The 21,580-nt window shown below is 59.1% G+C and carries 22 protein-coding genes; 9 read left to right on the forward strand and 13 right to left on the reverse strand.

Annotated features, from left to right (window positions below; all coding sequences use genetic code 11):
- Nucleotides 1–117: 117 nt before the first annotated feature.
- From cysN to ACYZUA_RS27220, 3 genes are all read right to left on the reverse strand, one after another.
- A complete protein-coding gene (gene cysN / locus ACYZUA_RS27210; RefSeq protein ID WP_403140040.1) occupies nucleotides 118–2,016 on the reverse strand; it encodes a sulfate adenylyltransferase subunit CysN in 1,899 nt (632 codons plus the stop codon).
- Between the two features lie 9 nt (nucleotides 2,017–2,025).
- Nucleotides 2,026–2,943, reverse strand: a complete 918-nt coding sequence (gene cysD / locus ACYZUA_RS27215; protein WP_403140041.1) for a sulfate adenylyltransferase subunit CysD — start codon at nucleotides 2,941–2,943, stop codon at nucleotides 2,026–2,028.
- Nucleotides 2,944–3,195: 252 nt separating this feature from the next.
- Entirely contained in the window at nucleotides 3,196–3,954 is a 759-nt protein-coding gene (locus tag ACYZUA_RS27220; protein ID WP_461961335.1) for a Nif3-like dinuclear metal center hexameric protein, read from the reverse strand.
- A 102-nt stretch (nucleotides 3,955–4,056) separates the two neighbouring features.
- Here ACYZUA_RS27220 and algW point away from each other — a divergent pair, with 102 nt between their 5' ends.
- The 3 genes from algW (at nucleotide 4,057) to ACYZUA_RS27235 (ending at nucleotide 8,177) form a co-directional block, all read left to right on the forward strand.
- Nucleotides 4,057–5,217 (forward strand): Do family serine endopeptidase AlgW, encoded by a 1,161-nt coding sequence (algW, locus tag ACYZUA_RS27225; protein ID WP_461961336.1) that lies wholly within the window; start codon nucleotides 4,057–4,059, stop codon nucleotides 5,215–5,217.
- A 109-nt stretch (nucleotides 5,218–5,326) separates the two neighbouring features.
- On the forward strand, nucleotides 5,327–7,432 hold the full coding sequence (locus ACYZUA_RS27230; protein ID WP_461961337.1) for a TonB-dependent siderophore receptor: 2,106 nt from the start codon (nucleotides 5,327–5,329) through the stop codon (nucleotides 7,430–7,432).
- A gap of 13 nt (nucleotides 7,433–7,445) precedes the next feature.
- Nucleotides 7,446–8,177 carry a DUF4198 domain-containing protein gene (locus tag ACYZUA_RS27235; protein ID WP_461961338.1) on the forward strand — a complete coding sequence of 244 codons (732 nt, stop codon included), beginning with the start codon at nucleotides 7,446–7,448 and terminating at the stop codon, nucleotides 8,175–8,177.
- A gap of 137 nt (nucleotides 8,178–8,314) precedes the next feature.
- Here ACYZUA_RS27235 and hisC read toward each other — a convergent pair whose 3' ends face one another.
- The 10 genes from hisC to ACYZUA_RS27285 all read right to left on the reverse strand — a co-directional run bounded on the left by hisC (nucleotide 8,315) and on the right by ACYZUA_RS27285 (nucleotide 16,267).
- Complete coding sequence (hisC, locus tag ACYZUA_RS27240) at nucleotides 8,315–9,367, reverse strand: histidinol-phosphate transaminase (RefSeq protein ID WP_461961339.1); 1,053 nt, start codon at nucleotides 9,365–9,367, stop codon at nucleotides 8,315–8,317.
- A 2-nt stretch (nucleotides 9,368–9,369) separates the two neighbouring features.
- Nucleotides 9,370–10,695, reverse strand: a complete 1,326-nt coding sequence (gene hisD / locus ACYZUA_RS27245; protein WP_461961340.1) for a histidinol dehydrogenase — start codon at nucleotides 10,693–10,695, stop codon at nucleotides 9,370–9,372.
- 125 nt (nucleotides 10,696–10,820) lie between these two features.
- Complete coding sequence (hisG, locus tag ACYZUA_RS27250) at nucleotides 10,821–11,456, reverse strand: ATP phosphoribosyltransferase (RefSeq protein ID WP_007901570.1); 636 nt, start codon at nucleotides 11,454–11,456, stop codon at nucleotides 10,821–10,823.
- 126 nt (nucleotides 11,457–11,582) lie between these two features.
- The gene (murA, locus tag ACYZUA_RS27255) at nucleotides 11,583–12,848 is read right to left on the reverse strand and encodes a UDP-N-acetylglucosamine 1-carboxyvinyltransferase (RefSeq protein ID WP_046052892.1); all 1,266 of its coding nucleotides are present in this window, start codon (nucleotides 12,846–12,848) and stop codon (nucleotides 11,583–11,585) included.
- Between the two features lie 22 nt (nucleotides 12,849–12,870).
- Nucleotides 12,871–13,110: a BolA family protein gene (locus ACYZUA_RS27260; protein ID WP_007912386.1), complete on the reverse strand. Its 240-nt coding sequence runs from the start codon at nucleotides 13,108–13,110 to the stop codon at nucleotides 12,871–12,873.
- 113 nt (nucleotides 13,111–13,223) lie between these two features.
- Nucleotides 13,224–13,529 carry an STAS domain-containing protein gene (locus ACYZUA_RS27265; protein WP_074873797.1) on the reverse strand — a complete coding sequence of 102 codons (306 nt, stop codon included), beginning with the start codon at nucleotides 13,527–13,529 and terminating at the stop codon, nucleotides 13,224–13,226.
- Entirely contained in the window at nucleotides 13,526–14,182 is a 657-nt protein-coding gene (locus ACYZUA_RS27270; RefSeq protein ID WP_461961341.1) for an MlaC/ttg2D family ABC transporter substrate-binding protein, read from the reverse strand. Before ACYZUA_RS27270 ends, ACYZUA_RS27265 begins: the two co-directional genes overlap by 4 nt.
- A gap of 11 nt (nucleotides 14,183–14,193) precedes the next feature.
- Nucleotides 14,194–14,661 carry an outer membrane lipid asymmetry maintenance protein MlaD gene (gene mlaD / locus ACYZUA_RS27275; protein ID WP_046045861.1) on the reverse strand — a complete coding sequence of 156 codons (468 nt, stop codon included), beginning with the start codon at nucleotides 14,659–14,661 and terminating at the stop codon, nucleotides 14,194–14,196.
- On the reverse strand, nucleotides 14,661–15,458 hold the full coding sequence (gene mlaE, locus ACYZUA_RS27280; protein ID WP_008150745.1) for a lipid asymmetry maintenance ABC transporter permease subunit MlaE: 798 nt from the start codon (nucleotides 15,456–15,458) through the stop codon (nucleotides 14,661–14,663). Before mlaE ends, mlaD begins: the two co-directional genes overlap by 1 nt.
- Nucleotides 15,458–16,267 (reverse strand): ATP-binding cassette domain-containing protein, encoded by an 810-nt coding sequence (locus ACYZUA_RS27285; RefSeq protein ID WP_046045860.1) that lies wholly within the window; start codon nucleotides 16,265–16,267, stop codon nucleotides 15,458–15,460. The genes mlaE and ACYZUA_RS27285 overlap by 1 nt, the downstream gene beginning before the upstream one ends.
- A 276-nt stretch (nucleotides 16,268–16,543) precedes the next feature.
- On the opposite strand from ACYZUA_RS27285, the gene ACYZUA_RS27290 reads away from it, so the two are divergent.
- The 6 genes from ACYZUA_RS27290 to ACYZUA_RS27315 all read left to right on the forward strand — a co-directional run bounded on the left by ACYZUA_RS27290 (nucleotide 16,544) and on the right by ACYZUA_RS27315 (nucleotide 21,560).
- Entirely contained in the window at nucleotides 16,544–17,518 is a 975-nt protein-coding gene (locus ACYZUA_RS27290) for a KpsF/GutQ family sugar-phosphate isomerase (RefSeq protein WP_461961342.1), read from the forward strand.
- Nucleotides 17,518–18,042, forward strand: a complete 525-nt coding sequence (locus ACYZUA_RS27295) for a KdsC family phosphatase (protein ID WP_461961343.1) — start codon at nucleotides 17,518–17,520, stop codon at nucleotides 18,040–18,042. Before ACYZUA_RS27290 ends, ACYZUA_RS27295 begins: the two co-directional genes overlap by 1 nt.
- Nucleotides 18,043–18,049: 7 nt before the next feature.
- Complete coding sequence (gene lptC, locus ACYZUA_RS27300; protein WP_461961344.1) at nucleotides 18,050–18,622, forward strand: LPS export ABC transporter periplasmic protein LptC; 573 nt, start codon at nucleotides 18,050–18,052, stop codon at nucleotides 18,620–18,622.
- Nucleotides 18,609–19,157 carry a lipopolysaccharide transport periplasmic protein LptA gene (gene lptA, locus ACYZUA_RS27305; RefSeq protein WP_046052886.1) on the forward strand — a complete coding sequence of 183 codons (549 nt, stop codon included), beginning with the start codon at nucleotides 18,609–18,611 and terminating at the stop codon, nucleotides 19,155–19,157. Before lptC ends, lptA begins: the two co-directional genes overlap by 14 nt.
- Nucleotides 19,157–19,882, forward strand: coding sequence for an LPS export ABC transporter ATP-binding protein (gene lptB, locus ACYZUA_RS27310; RefSeq protein ID WP_414908825.1), 726 nt, complete (start codon nucleotides 19,157–19,159; stop codon nucleotides 19,880–19,882). Before lptA ends, lptB begins: the two co-directional genes overlap by 1 nt.
- A 184-nt stretch (nucleotides 19,883–20,066) precedes the next feature.
- Nucleotides 20,067–21,560: an RNA polymerase factor sigma-54 gene (locus ACYZUA_RS27315; RefSeq protein ID WP_461961345.1), complete on the forward strand. Its 1,494-nt coding sequence runs from the start codon at nucleotides 20,067–20,069 to the stop codon at nucleotides 21,558–21,560.
- Nucleotides 21,561–21,580 lie beyond the last annotated feature (20 nt).

Raw genomic sequence — 21,580 nt, forward strand, 5'->3', positions numbered from 1 at the left:
ATTTTGTGTTCACTTGAGATCCCTGTGGGAGTGAGCCTGCTCGCGATGGCGATCTTAGGGACACAAAAAACCCGCCGATGATCACTCATCGGCGGGTTTTTTATTAACGGCTAACGCTTAGATCGCGCCACGCTTGCGCAGCAGATCCAGCACTTGCTTGACGCTTTCTTCCAGCGACAGCGACTGGGTATCGACCACGAGGTCGGCGTCCAGCGGCACGTCGTACGGGAAGGAATCGCCCGGGATGTTATCCCCGGCCGCCGCGTACAGGCCTTGTGGGTCACGCTCGGCACAGACCGTCGGAGAGGCCTGGACGTAGACCGTCAGCAGACGCTCCTTGCCGATCAGCTCCCTGGCTTGCTCACGACCTTCGGCACTTGGCGCAACGAAGGCCGCCAGTGTCAGCAGACCCGCTTCGTTGAACTGACGCGCAACGTGCGCCGCACGACGCCAGTTCTCGGTACGCCCGGCGCGATCCTGTGGTAGACCTTTGTTCAGGTCATGACGCAGGTTCTGGCCATCGAGTACAAACACCGCGCGGCCCATGTCGAACAGCTTGCGTTCAACCGCGTAAGCCAGGGTGCTTTTGCCGGCGCCCGACAAGCCGCTGAACAACACGGTGGCCGGTTGCTGGCCGAAGCGCTGGGCGCGTTCTTCGGTGGCGACGTGCGCCAGTTTGCCGTGGTGCGTGCTGGTGCCATGGCTCAACGGCTGAGCGATGATCATGCCGGCCGCGACGGTGCCATTGGTCAAACGATCGATGACGATAAACGAACCGGTGGTGCGGTTGCTCGCGTAACCGTCCAGCGCAATGGCTGCGTCGAGGCTGATCTTGACCCGACCGATCTCGTTCAAGTGCAACGAACTGGCCGGACCTTCTTCCAGGGTGTTCACGTCAACGCGGTTGACGATGCTGGTGATCGAACCCGGCACGTAGGTGGTCGCGCGCTTGATGTCGTATTTCTTGCCCGGCAGCATCGGTTCTTCGGCCATCCACACCAGCATGGCGTCGAACGCGTCAGTCACTTGCGGCAGATTGTCAGCGTGCACCAGCAAGTCGCCGCGGGAGATGTCGATCTCGTCTTCCATGGTCAGCGTCACCGCTTGACCAGGACCGGCATGCTCCAGCTCACCTTCGAAGGTGACAATGGACTTCACGCGACTGCTCTTGCCCGACGGCAGCACAACGACTTCGTCGCCCTTGTGCACGACGCCGCTGGCCAGGGTACCGGCGAAACCACGGAAGTTCAGGTTCGGACGGTTGACGTACTGCACTGGGAAACGCAGGTCGGTGTAGTTGCGGTCGTTGGCGATCTCGACGGTCTCGAGAATTTCCATCAGCGACTGGCCGGTGTACCACGGCGAACGCTCGGACTTGTTCACCACGTTGTCGCCTTTCAGCGCCGACATCGGCACGAAGGCCATGGTGCTCGGCTTGAACGCGATGCCTTCGGCGAACTTCAGGTAATCGGCCTTGATCGACTCGAAGACTGTTTCGTCGAAGCCGTTGAGGTCCATCTTGTTGATGGCGACAACGATGTGCTTGATGCCCAGCAACGAGGCAATGAAGCTGTGGCGACGGGTCTGGGTCTGCACGCCGTAACGGGCGTCGACCAGGATGATCGCCAGGTCGCAGGTGGACGCACCAGTGGCCATGTTGCGGGTGTACTGCTCATGGCCAGGGGTGTCGGCGATGATGAATTTGCGCTTGGCGGTGGAGAAGTAGCGGTAAGCGACATCGATGGTGATGCCCTGCTCACGCTCGGCCTGCAGGCCGTCGACCAGCAATGCCAGGTCGATGTCATCACCGGTGGTGCCGACTTTTTTCGAGTCGCGGGTAATGGCTTCCAGGTGATCTTCGTAGATCATTTTGGAGTCGTGCAGCAGGCGCCCGATCAGGGTGCTCTTGCCGTCGTCGACGTTGCCACAGGTAAGAAAGCGCAGCATTTCCTTGCGTTCGTGCTGGCCCAGATAGGCGAGGATGTCCTCGCTGATCAAATCAGATGCGTGCGACATGACAACCCCTTAGAAATAACCCTGACGTTTCTTTTCTTCCATCGAGCCTGCGCCATCGTGATCGATGACCCGGCCCTGGCGTTCGGAAGTTCGCGTCAGGAGCATTTCCTGAATGATGTCGGTCAGGCTGGTGGCCTCGGACTCGACCGCACCGGTCAACGGGTAGTCGCCGAGTGTGCGGAAACGGACCTTCTTCTTGACGATGCGCGCCTTGTCTTCATCGCTCAGGTGATTGAGCAGGCGCTCGTCGTCGATCATGATCCAGGTGCCATTCATCTCGATGACGTCGCGCTCGGCGGCGAAATACAGCGGCACAATCGGGATGCCTTCGAGGTAGATGTACTGCCAGATGTCCAGTTCGGTCCAGTTCGACAACGGGAAAACACGGATCGATTCGCCCTTGTTGACCTTGCCGTTGTAGACGTTCCACAACTCGGGACGCTGGTTTTTCGGGTCCCAGCGGTGCTTGGTGTCGCGGAAGGAATACACGCGCTCTTTGGCGCGGGATTTCTCTTCGTCACGACGGGCACCACCGAAAGCGGCATCGAAACCGTACTTGTCGAGGGCTTGCTTGAGGCCTTCGGTTTTCATGATGTCGGTGTGCTTGGCGCTGCCGTGGGTCAGCGGGTTGATGCCCTGCGCGACGCCATCGGGGTTCACGTGCACGATCAGGTCCAGGCCGAGGTCTTCGACCATGCGGTCGCGGAACGCGTACATTTCCTTGAACTTCCACCGGGTGTCGACGTGCATCACCGGGAACGGCAGTTTGCCCGGGAAGAATGCCTTGCGCGCAAGGTGCAGCATCACGGCAGAGTCTTTACCGACGGAGTACAGCATCACCGGGTTATCGAACTCGGCGGCGACCTCGCGGATGATGTGGATGCTTTCGGCCTCCAGCTGTTTCAGATGCGTCAGTTTGTCGACCATGGCTACTCACGAAAACGATCTTATGGACGGCCAGCGGGCCGTGTTCGAGCGAGGAATCCTAGCACAGCGACCTCTTCTAATCAGGACGCCGACTAGATCGAAAGGGTATATGAATATACCCCCGCGTTTGGGCAAATGAATGGCGATCCCCTGTAGGAGCACGGCTTGCCGGCGATGGCGTCCTTAAGATCGCCATCGCGAGCAAGCTCAGCTCCTACAGGATGGCTGTATTCCAGTCAGGGAGTCCGCAAGTCAGATGGGGTTCGGGCAATCGATGAAGATGTGCTCAAGGGCGAAGCGTCTCGCCAGAAAATCCCCGAGTGCCTGCACGCCATAGCGCTCGGTGGCGTGGTGGCCGGCGGCGATGAAGCTGATGTTGTTTTCCCGGGCGCTGTGGAAGGTCTGTTCGGACGCCTCACCGCTGAGGTACAAGTCGACGCCAGCCAGCACGGCCTGATCGATGTACCCCTGACCGCCACCGGTGCACCAGCCAACGCGGCGAATCATCTCGCTGCCTTCGATCAGCAACGGCTCGCGCCCCATGACTTCTTGTACGCGACGGGCAAAATCGCGGGGCGTCACTGGCTCGTTCAATGAACCAACCAGGCCGACAATTTTGAGATTGTCGGGGTCCAATGGGCCTTCCACGGTGATATCGAGCTGACGTGCCAGCTGCACGTTATTGCCGACTTCCGGATGCAGATCCAGCGGCAGATGGTAGGACAACAGGCTGATATCGTGCTTGAGCAGGGTTTTCAACCGACGCTGTTTCATGCCGGTAATGCACGGATTCTCGCCTTTCCAGAAATAACCGTGATGCACCAGCACCAGGTCGGCACTGGCTTCCACAGCGGCGTCGAGCAACGCCTGGCTGGCGGTAACACCGCTGACAATGCGCATCACTTGCGGCCGGCCTTCGACCTGCAACCCGTTGGGGCAGTAATCGGCAATCTTTGCAATGTTAAGGTAACGGTCGGCTTCTTCGACCAGGGTGCTCAGGGCGACGGCCATAAAAGACTCCTAAATATCCCGTTCGGAGGCACGCATCGCCTCGTATAATGCGCGACATTATGGGCGGTCTCATACCGCCTGCAACCTCTCAGGACGTGCTTAATGTTCAAGGCGCTGCGTTTTTCCGGCTGGCCGCTGTTGGCCGGCGTGCTTATCGCTCTATTGATTATGCAGCGTTACCCGGAATGGGTCGGGCTACCGAACCTGGACGTCAATCTGCAACAAGCCCCGCAAACCCTCGGTCTGCAGCAGGGCCCGGTGTCGTATGCCGACGCGGTGACCACGGCCGCGCCGTCGGTGGTCAACCTGTACACCACCAAAGTGGTCAATAAACCCAGCCATCCGCTGTTCGAAGATCCGCAGTTCCGCCGCTTCTTCGGCGACAACTCGCCCAAACAGAAGCGCATGGAGTCGAGCCTCGGTTCAGGCGTGATCATGAGCCCGGAAGGTTACCTGCTGACCAACAACCACGTGACCACCGGCGCCGACCAGATCGTGGTGGCGCTCAAGGACGGTCGTGAAACCCTGGCCCGAGTGATCGGCAGCGACCCGGAAACCGACCTTGCTGTCCTGAAGATCGACTTGAAGAATCTTCCATCGATCACTGTCGGGCGTTCCGACAACATCCGCATCGGCGACGTAGCCCTAGCCATCGGCAACCCGTTCGGTGTCGGCCAGACCGTGACCATGGGCATCATCAGCGCCACCGGGCGCAATCAGCTGGGCTTGAACAACTACGAGGACTTCATCCAGACCGACGCGGCGATCAACCCCGGCAACTCCGGCGGTGCGCTGGTGGATGCCAACGGCAACCTGACCGGCATCAACACCGCGATCTTCTCCAAGTCCGGCGGATCGCAGGGCATCGGTTTCGCCATTCCGGTGAAACTGGCTATGGAAGTGATGAAGTCGATCATCGAACACGGCCAGGTGATTCGCGGCTGGCTCGGTATCGAAGTGCAGCCGTTGAGCCAGGAACTCGCGGAATCGTTTGGTCTGTCGGGGCGCCCGGGCATTGTGGTCGCGGGGATTTTCCGTGACGGTCCGGCGCAGAAGGCCGGCCTGCAACTGGGTGACGTGATCCTCAGCATCGACGGCGAACCGGCCGGCGATGGGCGTCGTTCAATGAATCAGGTCGCGCGGATCAAACCGACCGACAAGGTCACGATCCAGGTGATGCGCAACGGCAAAGAGCTCAAGCTCACCGCCGAGATCGGTTTGCGTCCGCCGCCGGCGCCGATCAAGGAAAAAGAAGCGGAGTAAGCGGTAGGAGCTGCGCCCTCAGCAGCTCCACAACTCCGAAACCGTTAACAGCAGACATTCTCATTGGTCATGTTATATTGTTTCAATATCACTATTGGAACAACATAACATGTCGTCTCGAACAATGGCTTCCCTCGCAGGCCTGGCCCTCGGTTTGCTGGGGGATCCGGTCTTCGCCGAAGAATCGCTAACCGTTGAACTGGACGCCATCAGCGTCACCTCCGAGTACGAATCCCCCATCGGCCCGGTCAAGGGTTACCGCGCCACGCGCTCCTCCAGCGCAACCAAAACCGACACGGCCATTCGCGATATCCCGCAATCGATCAATGTGATTCCCGTCAGTGTGCTCAAGGACCTGGGCAGCACCAGCGTCGAACGCGCGCTGGATTTTGCCGGTGGCGTGTCGAAGCAGAACAACTTCGGCGGCCTGACGCTCTACGAATACAGCGTGCGCGGCTTCACCACTTCGGAGTTCTACAAGGACGGTTTCAGCGCCAACCGTGGCTATCCGAGCACGCCGGACGTGGCCAACATCGAACGCATCGAAGTGCTCAAAGGACCGGCCGCCAGCCTCTATGGTCGTGGCGATCCGGGCGGTACGGTGAACATCGTTACCAAGAAACCCCAGCCCGAAGCCTTCACCACACTGCAAACCAGCGCCGGCAGCTGGGATCGCTATCGCACCGCCGTGGACGTCAACACGCCGCTCGATGATGACGGCAACGTCCTGTCCCGGGTGAACCTGGCCGTCGAGGACAACCACAGCTTCCGCGATCATGTCGACAGCCAGCGTGTGTTCGTTGCGCCTTCCTTCAGCTGGCAACTGAACCCGGACACCAGCCTGTTGGTGGAGAGCGAATTCGTTCGCCACAGCTCGACATTCGATCGAGGTATCGTCGCGCCGAACAATAAATGGAGCGGCGTCTCCCGTTCGACCTTCCTTGGCGAACCCAACGACGGCAACATCGACAACCACAACAATCTGCTGCAAGCCGCCCTCGAACATCAGCTCAACGATAGCTGGAAACTGCGCCTCGCCAGCCATTACAAGGAAGGCAAACTCTGGGGCTTCGCCTCGGAAAATCGTCCCTTGAACGCTGACGGCCACACCGTCAACCGTCGCTATCGCGAGCGCGATACCAATTGGCATGACAGCATCACCCAACTCGAACTGCGCGGTTTGTTCGACATCGGCAGTTGGCAACACGAACTGCTGATCGGCAGCGAATACGAGGATTTCCGCAAGAACGAGCGGGTCACCACCATTGCCGGTGGCCCGTACGCCATCGATATTTATCGACCGATATACGGCCAGCCGAAACCCAATGGCGCACGCTCCGGGACCGACTTCTTCGAGCACGTCGAAAGCCAGGCACTGAACCTTCAAGACCAGATCGTTTTCACCGACAAACTGCGCGGCATGATCGGTGCGCGCTTCGAACACTTTGAACAACGCATCGACGATCACAGCCGCAACGCGACCAGCCGCCAGCGCCACGATGCCCTGACCCAGCGAGCCGGCCTGCTCTACCAACTGACGCCCGAAGTGGGGTTATTCGCCAACGCCTCCACCTCGTTCAAGCCGAACAACGGGCTGGACGCCGCCGGCAAATCCTTCGACCCGGAAGAAGGCGTCGGTTATGAAGTCGGGATCAAGAACGAGCTGTTCGACGACCGCTTGAGTACCACCCTCGCCGCCTTCCATATCGAAAAGGAAAACGTCCTGGCGCTCGATCCGAGCACCGACTCCAGCCGCGCCATGGGCAAGGCCCGCAGCCAGGGTGTCGACCTGCAAGTCACCGGGCAAGTGACCGACGCCGTGCGAGTGATCGGCGCCTTCGCTTACATCGATGCCGAAGTCACCCAGGGCGACAAGGTCTTTCCCACCGGCAGCCGAATTCTCGGGGTGGCCAAACGCAGCGGCAGTCTGTTGGGCGTTTATGAATTTCAGGATGGCCATTTACGCGGTTCGGACCTTGGTGCAGCGATCACCTATGTCGGCGATCGCTCAGGTGAAGCCGGCAGCGATTTCGAGCTGCCGGCCTACCACACCGTCGACCTGCTGGCCCATTACAAGGCCAGCGAAAACGTCACCTTAGGCCTGAACCTGAACAACCTTTTCGACGAGAAATACTTCGAGCGCTCCTACAGCAACTACTGGGTCAACCCCGGCGAACCGCGCAATTTCACCGTCAGCCTGACACTCAATCTGTAAAAAGGACGTCACCATGCAACATCTAAAATCCCTGGCGCTACCCGGTCTGCTGGTCGGCCTGTTATGTGCCAGCCAAGTTTCGGCCCACGGTCTCTGGACCGAACAACGTCGCGGCAACATCGAAGTCGTCTACGGCCACGGCGCCGAAGACAACGCCTTCAAGGCGCAGAAAATCAGTGGCGCGTGGGCTTATGACGTCGGCGGCAAAATGATCCCGGTGAGCGTACAACGCCTGGCCGACCACGCCCGCCTGAAGCCGTTGAAACCACCGGCAGTACTGGCCGTGGCACTGAACAACGGCATGTGGTCGCAGACCGCGGATAAAAAATGGATCAACGAAGGACGCAGCAAAGTACCGGGGGCCATTGAGTCGACCCAGACCTTCAAATACAGCCTGGCGATCTACCAACCGGGGGCGAAGTTGCCGAAGCTGGATCAGATGAAATTGCTGATTCTGCCGGAGGTTGATCCGCTGACCGTTGGGCCGGGTAAATCGTTGCCGGTTCGAGTGCTATTGGACGGTAAGCCGGCGGCGGGTGTGAAGCTGGTGGGCGACTATCGCAGCGCGCCGAATACGTTAAGCACCGAGACCGATGCAGAGGGTCGGGCGCAAGTACTGGTGCGTAATGAAGGATTGAATGTGATTGCGGCACAGATGGAGATTCCGCTGAAGGACAACCCGGATGTGGCGACACGCGGGCTGTTCACGTCACTGACCTTCCTTGGCGAACCACATCACGAGTAACCAGCCACCACACAAAACCTGTGGGAGCGAGCCGGCTCCGGGCGGCGTTCCGACGATGGGGCCATGACATTCAGAATTGATGTTGAATGCCGAACCGCTATCGCGAGCAGGCTCGCTCCCACAGGTTCAGTGTTGGATCAGAGGTCGCCCAGGCCGTCGATCAGCGCCTGATTCTGCTCCGGTGTGCCAATCGAGATCCGCAGGAACTGGGCAATCCGTTCCTGCTTGAAGTGCCGAACGATCACGCCTTGCTCGCGCAACTTCGCCGCCAGCCCCGCCGCATCGTGTTTCGGATGACGGGCGAAAATGAAGTTCGCCGCCGACGGCAACACCTTAAAGCCCTTCGCTTCCAATCGCGTAACGACCCATTCACGATTCTCGATGACCAACCGGCAGGTCTTGTCGAAGTACTCACGATCTTCGAACGCTGCGGCTGCACCGACATTCGCCAGTCGATCCAGCGGATAGGAGTTGAAGCTGTTCTTGATCCGCTCCAGCGCCTCGATCAGGTCCGGATGCCCAACCGCCAAACCAACCCGCAGGCCGGCCAGAGAACGAGACTTGGACAAAGTCTGAGTCACCAGCAAGTTCGGATAACGACCCACCAGGCTGATCGCCGTCTCACCGCCGAAATCGATGTAAGCCTCATCCACCACGACCACTGAATCCGGGCTGGCCTTGAGGATTTGCTCCACGGCATCCAGCGCCAACAGGCAGCCAGTCGGTGCGTTCGGGTTAGGGAAGATGATCCCGCCGTTCGGCTTGGCGTAGTCCGCCGGGGTGATCTGGAACTGCTCATCCAGCGGCACCGCGTCGAAGGCAATGCCGTACAAACCGCAGTAAACCGGGTAGAAGCTGTAGCTGATGTCCGGGAACAGGACCGGATTATCATGTTGCAGCAAACCGTGAAAGATGTGCGCCAGGACTTCATCGGAACCGTTGCCGAGAAACACCTGATTGCTCTGTACGCCGTAATACGTGGCCACGGCGCTCTTCATCAAGTCACTGTTCGGGTCCGGGTACAGACGCAAATTGTCATTCAGTTCGGTCTGCATCGCCGCCAAGGCTTTTGGTGAGGGACCGTACGGGTTTTCGTTGGTGTTGAGCTTCACCAGTTTCGCCAGTTTCGGCTGCTCGCCCGGCACGTAAGGCACCAGACTCTTGACGAAGGGACTCCAGAATTTACTCATGTTCAGTTGCCCTTCTTGTCGTCAACGATGCGGTATTCGGCGCTGCGGGCGTGGGCGGTCAGCGACTCGCCACGGGCCAGCACGGAAGCGGTTTTGCCCAGTTCGGAGGCACCCTGCTCGGAGCAGAAGATGATCGACGAACGCTTCTGGAAGTCGTACACACCCAGCGGCGAGGAGAAACGCGCGGTGCCGGAGGTTGGCAACACGTGGTTCGGACCGGCGCAGTAGTCGCCCAAGGCTTCGGAGGTGTGGCGGCCCATGAAGATCGCGCCGGCGTGACGGATCTGCGGCAACCAGGCCTGCGGATCGGCAACCGACAACTCCAGGTGTTCCGGCGCGATGCGGTTGGCCACTTCGATGGCTTGGTCCATATCGCGGACCTTGATCAGCGCACCACGGCCGTTGATCGACGTTTCGATGATCTCGGCGCGTTCCATGCTCGGCAGCAGTTTGGCGATGCTGGCGGCGACCTTGTCGAGGAACTCGGCGTCCGGGCTGACCAGAATCGCCTGGGCGTCTTCGTCGTGCTCGGCCTGGGAGAACAGGTCCATGGCGATCCAGTCCGGATCAGTCTGGCCGTCGCAGACCACGAGGATTTCGGATGGGCCGGCGATCATGTCGATGCCGACCTGGCCGAACACGTGGCGCTTGGCGGTGGCGACGTAGATGTTGCCCGGACCGACCACCTTGTCGACCTTCGGCACACTTTCGGTGCCGTACGCCAGCGCGGCGACCGCTTGAGCACCGCCGATGGTGAACACGCGGTCGACGCCGGCGATGCAGGCGGCGGCCAGCACCAGCTCGTTGAGTTCGCCACGCGGCGTCGGCACCACCATGACCACTTCAGTCACGCCGGCCACCTTGGCCGGAATTGCGTTCATCAGTACCGAGGACGGGTACGACGCCTTGCCGCCCGGTACGTACAGGCCGGCGCGATCCAGCGGCGTAACTTTCTGGCCCAGCACGGTCCCGTCGGCTTCGGTGTAGCTCCAGGAATCCTGCTTCTGTTTCTCGTGGTAGCTGCGGACTCGGGACGCGGCTTTTTCCAGCGCTTCACGCTGAGGCACGGTGATTCGGGTCAGGGCCAGTTCCAGGCGCTCACGAGGCAGGATCAGGTCCGCCATGGACGCGACCTGCAGGCCGTCGAACTTCTGGGTGAATTCCACCAGCGCCGCATCGCCACGCTCGCGCACGGCCTTGATGATGTCCAGCACCCGCTGATTGACCGAGTCGTCAGACACACTTTCCCAGCTCAGCAGATGATCCAGATGATGTGCGAAATCCGGGTCAGCAGCGTTGAGTCGGCGAATTGCAGTCGGTGCGGTCATAGCGAGAGCCTCATAGGAATGGCAAAAACTCAGGCGCCCTAACTTAGCAGTCGTTTCCGCTTGGGCACCTGAGATTCTGGCTATGAGGCGGATAGACGGGCGCGACTCAAGGTCGCGCAGGTGAATCAGCCGCGGTGTCGAGACTCCACTGCCTTGCGCAGGGTGTCGATCAACGCCTGGATACGGGCGTGCTGCATTTTCATCGAAGCTTTGTTTACGATCAGCCGGGAGCTGATGTCAGCAATGAAATCCTGAGGTTCCAGGCCATTGGCGCGCAGGGTGTTGCCGGTGTCGACCACGTCGATGATCTTGTCTGCCAGACCGATCAGCGGCGCCAGTTCCATCGAGCCATAGAGCTTGATGATGTCGACCTGACGGCCCTGTTCGGCGTAGTAACGCTTGGCAACGTTGACGAATTTGGTCGCCACACGCAGGCGGCCCTTGGGCTCGACATCACCGACACGGCCGGCGGTCATCAGCTTGCAGAGGGCAATTCGCAGGTCCAATGGCTCGTACAAACCCTGGCCGCCGTATTCCATCAGCACATCTTTACCGGCGACGCCCAGGTCAGCGGCACCATGCTCGACGTAAGTCGGCACATCGGTGGCGCGCACGATCAGCAGACGTACATCGGCCTGAGTCGTGGGGATGATCAGCTTGCGGCTCTTGTCCGGATTCTCGGTCGGCACGATGCCCGCTTCAGCCAGAAGCGGCAGGGTGTCGTCAAGGATGCGGCCCTTGGACAGTGCGATGGTCAACATGGGAAACGTCAGTCCTTATCAAGGTACTCATGCCCGGTCGCAAATGGCGCCGGACACACATCGAGCCGGAAACCGGCTCGACTTCAACAAATCAACGGGCACGTCCCTGTACCCATGCAGCAGAAACTAGCCCGGTACGCGGCGGATCTTGGCGCCGAGCATCTGCAGTTTCTCTTCGATGCACTCGTAACCACGGTCGATGTGGTAGATGCGATCGATCAAGGTGTCACCTTCAGCAATCAACGCCGAGATCACCAGGCTGGCCGAAGCACGCAGGTCGGTGGCCATGACTGGCGCGCCCTTGAGCTTTTCGATGCCGGTAACAATGGCGGTGTTGCCTTCGACCTGGATGTGAGCGCCCATGCGGTGCAGTTCGTAAACGTGCATGAAGCGGTTTTCGAAGATCGTCTCGATCACGGCACCAGTGCCTTCGGCAATGGCGTTGAGCGAGATGAACTGCGCCTGCATGTCAGTCGGGAACGCCGGGTACGGAGCAGTACGCACGTTAACGGCTTTTGGCCGCTTGCCGTGCATGTTCAGCTCGATCCAGTCTTCGCCACAAGTGATTTCCGCGCCCGACTCCTTGAGTTTCTCAAGTACGGCTTCGAGGATGGTCGGATCGGTGTCCTTGACCTTCACACGACCGCCGGTCACGGCAGCAGCGACCAGATAGGTGCCGGTCTCGATACGGTCAGGCATCACTTTGTAAGTGGTCGGGTGCAGACGCTCGACGCCATCGATGGTGATGGTGTCGGTGCCGGCGCCAGTGATCTTGGCGCCCATGGCGATCAGGAAATTCGCCAGGTCGATGACTTCAGGCTCGCGAGCGGCGTTTGCCAGAACGCTGCGGCCCTTGGCCAGAGCGGCCGCCATCATGATGTTTTCGGTACCGGTCACACTGACGGTGTCGAAGAAGAAGTGCGCACCGCGCAGGCCACCTTCAGGCGCCTTGGCCTTGATGTAGCCGCCTTCGACGTCGATGACCGCGCCCATGGCTTCGAGGCCACGAATGTGCAGGTCAACCGGACGCGAACCAATGGCGCAACCGCCAGGCAGTGCGACTTCGGCTTCACCGAAACGGGCAACCATTGGGCCCAGCACCAGGATCGACGCACGCATGGTTTTCACCAGTTCGTACGGCGCGATCAGGGTCTTGATGGTGCGCGGGTCGATTTCAACGCTGAGTTTCTCGTCGATCACCGGCTCGATGCCCATACGACCGAACAGCTCGATCATGGTGGTGATGTCGTGCAGGTGCGGCAGGTTGGCAACAGTCACCGGGCCATCGCACAGTAAGGTTGCAGCCAGGATCGGCAGGGCAGAGTTCTTTGCCCCGGAGATGCGGATTTCGCCATCAAGACGAACGCCACCGGTAATTATCAATTTATCCATAAGAATCTCGACGCCCTTGGGCTCAGGTGCGCTCGGCCCAGGCCGCGCTGCTGAAAAATTTCATAGTGACCGCATGGATGCTGCCATCGGTGATCCATGGGTTCAAATGGGCATAGATCTGCTGCTGACGCTTCACCGGGCTCAACGCCGCCAGTTCATCGCTAATCACGTTCAGCTGAAAGTTGCAGCCTTCGCCCTCGACTTCTACTAGGGTTCCGGGCAGCTTTCCTTCAAGGAAGCTCTTCACTTCTACGGCCTGCATGCTCAACCTCAATCGGCGCCCTGTGCGCGCGGGTCGGACATCATACAAAAAAGCCCCGCGCCTGCGAACCCCGCGAAGCAGGACTCTGACGGGGGGCTTCTTTATAGATGCGGTTAGGGATGCGCCAACAGCTCGGTCAATTCGCTGACCTGAGCGATTTCGCGCATGTCTTCTGGCATCCCGCGGATGCTCAGCGCCTTGCCGGCCGCCTCTGCATCACGCATGAAGCACAGCAGCAGCGACAAGCCGACACTGCTGGACTTCAACACTGCCGAGCAATCGACCACCAGTGCAGCGGCCTTGCTGGATTTGATCAGCGCCTGCCCCTGCTTGCGCAAACCGGGGCCAGTGCGGTAATCCAGCATGCCACTAAGCATCAGCTCGCCGGATTCGCTCATGCGAATGGCCGACACACTCATTGAGATTGCGTCTCGGGTATTTGGCTCTGACTGGCTTCCTTGGCTTTGGCGACTTCCCCGGCCCAACCATTGATGGTCTTGTCCAGGTCGTTGCCATTGCGCTGCATCGCATCAGCGAACTGATCACGGAACAGCTTGCCGATGTTGATGCCGTTGATGATCACGTTGCGCAGCTTCCACTCGCCATTGATCTTTTCGAGTGTGTAAGACACAGGATAGATCGCGCCGTTGGTGCCTTTGACCGTCATGGCAACGCTTGTACGGTCTCCCGACTCATCCTTGGCAGGGTCGACGACGATCCCCTGGTTGTTGTACTCGAGCAAAGCGTTGCCATAGAACTGGAACAGACCCTTTTTGAAGTTTTCTTCAAAGGTCTTCATTTGCGCAGGCGTAGCTTTGCGCGAATATTTGACCGTCATGATGCTCTTGGAAATGCCCTCGGCATCCACAACAGGTCCGACGATGGTGTTCAGCGCCGCATAGAAATCTTGCGGGTCTTGCTTGTACTTCTCTTTATTGGCCGACAGATCGGCAAGTAACCGATTGGTGGTGTCCTGCACGATATCGTGCGCTGAAGGCGCTGCCACGGCGTTAGCCATCAACGGCAGGGCCGCGAGTAATACCAACAGGCCACGTCGCAAGTTAGAGATCATTCAAAAGCTCCTCATTTGGCGTCTTTACTAACGGTATTGAGCAGAAATTTACCGATCAGGTCTTCGAGTACCAACGACGACTGCGTGTCGTGGATGGTTCCACCATCCTTGAGCAAGCCTTCTTCGCCGCCCACGCTGAGACCGATGTACTTCTCGCCCAACAGGCCAGCGGTCAGGATAGATGCAGTGGAGTCAGTCGGCAGGTTATCTACGCGTTTTTCCAGCTGCATGGTCACTCGACCGGTGAAACTGTCGCGATCCAGATCGATTGCCGTGACCTTGCCGATGGTCACACCGGCCATGGTCACTTTAGCTCTGACCGTCAAACCGGCGATATTGTCGAAATACGCATAAAGTTTATACGTGTCGGTGGTCGCGCTCGGGGACAGGCCACTCACCCGCAACGCCAGCAACAGCAAAGCCAGGATGCCAGCCAGCAAGAAAAGGCCGACACCGATTTCCAGGGTGCGGTTTTGCATCAGAAATCTCCAAACATCAAGGCGGTCAGAATAAAGTCCAGGCCGAGTACAGCCAAAGAGGCATACACCACGGTCTTGGTAGTGGCACGACTGATCCCCTCGGAAGTGGGCTCGCAGTCATAGCCTTGGAATACGGCGATCCAGGTCACGACAAAGGCGAAAACGATGCTTTTGATGATGCCGTTGAGCACATCGTCTGCAAAAGTCACGCTGTTCTGCATGTTGGACCAATAGGAACCTTCATAGACACCCAGCCAGTCGACGGCCACCCACGAACCACCCCAGATGCCCACCACGCTGAAGATCATCGCCAGCACCGGCAGGGAAATGAAGCCGGCCCACAGGCGCGGGGCAATGATGTACTTGAGCGGGTCGACACCAATCATTTCCAGACTGGACAACTGCTCGGTGGACTTCATGTTGCCGATTTCGGCAGTCAATGCCGAACCGGCGCGCCCGGCGAACAGCAATGCCGTGACCACGGGCCCCAGTTCGCGCAACAGCGTCAGCGCAACCATCTGGCCGACCGCCTGTTCCGAACCATAGCTGGATAGAATATTGAAACCTTGCAGCGCCAGCACCATGCCGATGAATACCCCGGAGACCACGATGATCACCAGGGACATCACGCCCACCGAATGCAGTTGCTTGATCAGCAAGCCAAAACCGCCGCCGATGCCACCACGGCCAAGCAAGGCATGAAACAGGAATATCGCCGAACGGCCGAACACCCCCAGCACGTCAATGCCAGAGTGACCGAACCGGCGAACCCGTTCTATTAGTGAAATCTTGCGCATCAACGCTTCCCCAGAAGATCTGCGCGGTAATCCGTCGCTGGAAAGTGATAGGCGACCGGACCGTCAGGCTCGCCTGTCATGAATTGACGGATGCGTGGCTCCTGCGAGTTCATCAGCTCCTCGGGAGTACCCTGCCCCAACACCTGGCCTTCGCCGACGACATAGATGTAATCGGCGATGCTCGCGGTCTCGGCCAGGTCGTGGGACACCACGATACTGGTGATGCCCAGCGCATCGTTGAGCAGGCGGATCAGGCGCACCAGCACACCCATGGCGATGGGGTCCTGGCCGACAAAGGGCTCGTCATACATGAGGATTTGCGGATCGAGGGCAATCGCCCGAGCCAGAGCGACACGACGTTTCATGCCGCCGGACAACTCGTCAGGCATCAGGTCGATGGCGCCACGCAAGCCCACGGCCTGCAATTTGAGCAGGACAATGTCCCGGATCATTTCTTCCGGCAGTTCGGTATGAACGCGCAGCGGAAAGGCGACGTTCTCGAACACATCGAGATCGGTGAACAGTGCACCACTCTGAAACAGCACGCCCATGTGCTTTCGCGCATCGAACAGATCACTGCGCGACAGCTTCGGCAGATTCTGTCCATTGACCCAGACTTCGCCTTTGGTGGGCCGCAACTGTGCGCCCATCAGCCGCAACAGCGTAGTCTTGCCGCACCCGGAAGGTCCCATGATGCCGGTGACCTTGCCGCGCGGGATACGTATATCGACGTTATTGAAAATGCTGCGCGTTCCGCGCTTGAAGGTCAGTCCCTTCAGCTCGACCGCGTAGGCTTTATCGGCACTCATCTAAACTCCTTGCGATGCAGCCTCTCACTCGGACGCCTGACTTTCTGGCGAAAGCACATGCCTCCCGGGCAGGCCGAACTGGCGGCGAACTATATCACTGCAAATGCCAAGCGCCCAAGGCCCAAGCCGGGCCATGTTGAGCAAGATGACGGGGTAAAAGCTTCTATTAAGGGGTATTCGGTAACAGGGAATGACAAAGCGCGACGAACTTGCGTGAGGGTTTCGATCATTACCGTTATAATCGCCGCCTTTTCATCAGGCTATACGATTTCTGACATGAGCCAATCCAGCGACCTGATTCAATCAGCACAACGCACCATCCGCCTCGAACTGGAAGCCGTAAAAGGCTTGTTGCCCCGTATCGACGCAGATTTCGTACGCGCTTGCGAGATGATTCTGGCCAGCAAAGGGCGCGTGGTCGTGGTCGGCATGGGCAAATCGGGGCACATCGGCAACAAGATCGCCGCCACCCTGGCCAGCACCGGCACCACGGCTTTTTTCGTGCACCCAGCCGAAGCCAGCCACGGCGACATGGGCATGATCACCCGCGACGACATCATCCTGGCGCTGTCGAACTCCGGCTCCACCAATGAAATCGTCACCCTGCTGCCGCTGATCAAGCGCCTGGGCATTCAATTGATCAGCATGACTGGCAACCCTGACTCACCGCTGGCGAAAGCTGCCGAGGTCAACCTCAACGTGCACGTCGAGCACGAAGCCTGTCCGCTCAACCTGGCACCGACCTCGTCGACCACTGCCGCGCTGGTCATGGGCGACGCCCTGGCCGTTGCGCTGCTGGAAGCCCGCGGTTTTACCGCTGAAGATTTCGCCTTTTCCCACCCCGGCGGCGCGCTTGGCCGACGCCTGCTGCTGAAAGTGGAAACCGTCATGCACGCCGGCGCAGAACTGCCCCAGGTGCAACGTGGCACGCTACTCAAGGACGCCTTGATGGAAATGACCCGCAAGGGCCTGGGTATGACCGCTATTGTGGAGGCCGATGGCAAACTGGCCGGGATCTTCACCGACGGCGACTTGCGCCGCACCCTTGACCGGACCATCGACATCCACCATACGACCATCGACGAGGTCATGACTGTTCATGGCAAGACCGCCCGGGCCGATATGCTGGCAGCCGAAGCCCTGAAAATCATGGAAGACCATCGAATCAACGCGCTGGTAGTGGTGGACAAGGAGGACCGTCCGATCGGCGCCTTCAACCTGTCCGACCTGCTGCGTGCAGGAGTAATGTAATGAGCACCGACCTGCTGCAACGCGGCAAGAACATCAAACTGGCGGTTTTCGACGTCGATGGCGTACTGACCGACGGACGCCTGTACTTCCTCGAAGACGGCAGCGAATTCAAGACGTTCAACACCCTCGACGGCCAAGGCATCAAGATGTTGATGGCAGCCGGCGTGCAGACCGCTATCATCAGCGGCCGCAAGACCCCGGTGGTCGAGCGACGAGCGAAGAACCTCGGTATTCCACATGTGTACCAGGGGCGCGAAGACAAACTGGTGGTGCTCGACGAGCTTCTTGCCCAACTCAACCTAAGCTATGAGCAAGTCGCCTACCTCGGCGACGACCTGCCGGACCTGCCGGTGATTCGCCGCGTAGGCCTGGGCATGGCGGTGGCAAGCGCTGCCAGTTTCGTCCGTGAACACGCCCACGGCATCACCCAGGCCCGCGGCGGCGAGGGTGCCGCTCGCGAATTCTGCGAATTGATCCTGCACGCGCAGGGCCGCCTCGATGCGGCAAACGCCGCGTACCTGTGAGCCAACTATGCTGAGCAAAAAGATTCGCAAATTCCTGGTGTTCGGTTGCATCGCAGCGATATTCGCGGCGGTCGGCTACTGGAACATCAGCCCGGAACGCTTTCTCGACCAGCCGGTGGCAAAGATCGATGAAACCGCGATCGACTATTACGCGATCAACGCCCACAGCGTGCAATTCCTGCCGGACGGCAAACTGCAATACGAAATGACGTCCGACAAGGTTGAACACCTGAAAGCCACCGAAGTGACGCTGCTGACCAATCCCGACCTGAACCTGTTCCGCGGCACCGAGTTTCCGTGGCATGTCCAGAGCGAGCACGGCGAAGTGAATCCCGACGGCACTCAGGTCGAACTGATTGACTCGGTGCGCATCACGCGTTTCGACGAGAAAAACCGCAAGACCCTGATTACCACCACCCGCATGACAGTGTTCCCGCAGCGGCAATATGCGCAGACCGAGCAACCCGTTAGAATCGACGGCGCTGGTGGTGTGTCGACTGGCAAGGGAATGAAAGCGTATTTGAAAGAAAGCAGGATACACCTGCTATCTAACGTAAGAGGACAGTATGAGGCTCGTTAAAACCCTCCCTATTTTGCTCGGTCTGAGCGCAGCACTGGGAAGCGTGAGCGCCTGGGCTCTGCCGAACGATCAAGAGCAGCCTATCCGCATCCAGGCCGACGACGCCCAACTGGACGACAAGAATGGTGTTGCCACCTATAAAGGTGACGTGATCATTACCCAGGGCTCGATGATTGTTAAAGGCAATACTGTGACCATCACCCGCACCCCGGCCGGCGACATCGACGTGGTGACTTCGGTGGGCAATCTGGCCTACTTCGAGCAGATGCAGACGGCTGGCGACACCAAGCCGGTTCAGGGCTACGGAGTGACCATCCAGTACCACGCATCGCAAAACCGCGTCGTGTTGATCGATCGTGCCAAAGTCATCGACAAGGACAACAACGTCACCCAAGGCGAGAAAATCGTCTACGACACGGTGAAAAAGCTTGCGAGCGCCGGTCGCGCGACGGGCAACAAGGTCACCGAGTCGCGCCCGCGCATCGACATGGTGATCCAGCCGAAGAAGAAAACCGACGAGCAAAAGGCCCAGTAATGGCAACTCTGAAAGCTCAGCATCTGGCCAAGAGCTACAAGAGCCGCCAGGTCGTGCGTGACGTCAGTCTGTCGATCGACAGCGGTCAGATTGTCGGCCTGCTAGGTCCCAACGGCGCTGGCAAGACCACCTGCTTTTACATGATTGTCGGCCTGGTACAGGCCGATCAGGGCCGCGTACTGATTGACGACCTGGATGTCAGCCACCAGCCTATGCACGGTCGTGCGAAGGCCGGTATCGGCTATCTTCCGCAAGAAGCATCGATCTTCCGCAAACTCTCGGTAGCCGACAACATCATGGCGATCCTCGAGACCCGCAAGGAACTCGACAAGGCCGGCCGTCGCAAAGAGTTGGAAAGCCTGCTGCAGGAATTCCACATCAGCCACATCCGCGACAGCCTCGGGATGAGCCTGTCCGGTGGTGAACGCCGCCGCGTGGAAATTGCCCGGGCCCTGGCTACCAACCCGAAATTCATCCTGCTCGACGAACCTTTCGCTGGCGTGGACCCGATTTCGGTGGGCGATATCAAACAGATCATCTACCACCTCAAGGCCAAGGGCATTGGCGTGCTGATCACTGACCACAACGTCCGTGAAACCCTGGATATCTGCGAAACCGCCTACATCGTCAACGATGGCCAACTGATCGCCGAAGGCGACTCTGCCACCATCCTGGCCAACGACCTGGTCAAGGAAGTGTATCTGGGCCATGAGTTCCGCCTGTAAGCACTGAGGTGTCTGGCTGGTTGCCCGGGCGCTTGTCTCAATAAAAAATCAATATTTTTTTATTGTTACAGCGCTCTAGGCAAACGCTGCAGTTTCGGGCATATAATTTGCTTATGTTTGGCGCTCCGGCGCCCTGTAGTGGATGGCGCATGTGCGCCGGCGAATAAGGTGTTAAGCCCCTGCCATGAAACCATCGCTAGTCTTGAGAATGGGCCAGCAGCTGACGATGACACCGCAGCTGCAACAGGCCATCCGCCTGCTCCAATTGTCGACCCTGGACCTGCAACAGGAAATCCAGGAGGCCCTGGAGTCCAATCCGATGCTCGAACGCCAGGAAGAAGGCGACGACTTCGATAACGCCGACCCCTTGGCCGACAAAGCCGAACAGCAACCCAACGTCGACATTCAGGAACCCTCCTACCAGGAAACCGCCCCGACGGTTGATAACCTCGAGGAAGGCGACTGGAACGAGCGCATCCCCAACGAACTGCCCGTGGATACCGCGTGGGAAGACGTCTACCAGACCAGCGCCAGCAGCCTGCCGAGCAACGATGACGACGAGTGGGACTTCACCACCCGGACATCGGCCGGCGAAAGCCTGCAAAGCCACCTGCTGTGGCAACTGAACCTGGCTCCGATGTCCGACACCGATCGACTGATCGCCGTGACCCTGATCGACTGCATCAACAATCAGGGCTACCTGGACGAAACCCTCGAGGAGATTCTCGAAGCCTTCGATCCGGAACTGGACATCGAACTGGACGAAATCGAAGCCGTCCTGCACCGCATCCAGCAATTCGAACCCGCTGGCATCGGCGCACGCAACCTGGGCGAATGCCTGCTGCTGCAATTGCGCCAGTTGCCCGCCAAGACGCCTTGGCTGGTCGAGGCCAAACGCCTGGTCACCGATTACATCGATCTGCTCGGCAGCCGCGACTACAGCCAACTGATGCGTCGCATGAAGCTCAAGGAAGACGAACTGCGCCAGGTTATTGAACTGGTGCAGAGCCTCAACCCGCGCCCAGGCTCGCAAATCGAGTCCGGCGAAGCCGAATACGTCGTTCCCGACGTGATCGTACGCAAGGACAACGAGCGTTGGCTGGTGGAGCTGAACCAGGAATCCGTGCCACGACTGCGGGTCAACGCTCAATACGCCGGTTTCGTGCGCCGCGCCGACACCAGCGCCGACAACACCTTCATGCGCAATCAGTTGCAAGAAGCCCGCTGGTTCATCAAGAGCCTGCAAAGCCGCAACGAAACCCTGATGAAAGTCGCCACTCAAATCGTCGAGCATCAGCGCGGCTTTCTTGAATACGGCGACGAGGCCATGAAACCGCTGGTCCTGCATGACATCGCCGAAGCGGTGGGCATGCACGAGTCGACGATTTCACGGGTGACCACGCAAAAATTCATGCATACCCCTCGGGGCATATATGAACTGAAATACTTTTTCTCCAGCCATGTCAGCACCTCCGAGGGCGGTGAATGCTCGTCCACGGCGATCCGCGCGATCATCAAAAAACTGGTTGCCGCGGAAAATCAGAAAAAGCCGTTGAGTGACAGCAAGATCGCTGGTTTACTGGAGGCACAAGGCATTCAGGTGGCTCGCCGCACCGTCGCCAAGTACCGCGAATCCCTCGGGATCGCGCCTTCGAGCGAACGCAAGCGGTTGATGTAGAGCCACGCCACAGCGTTCCA

The sequence above is a fragment of the Pseudomonas sp. LS2P72 genome (genome assembly GCF_054897865.1).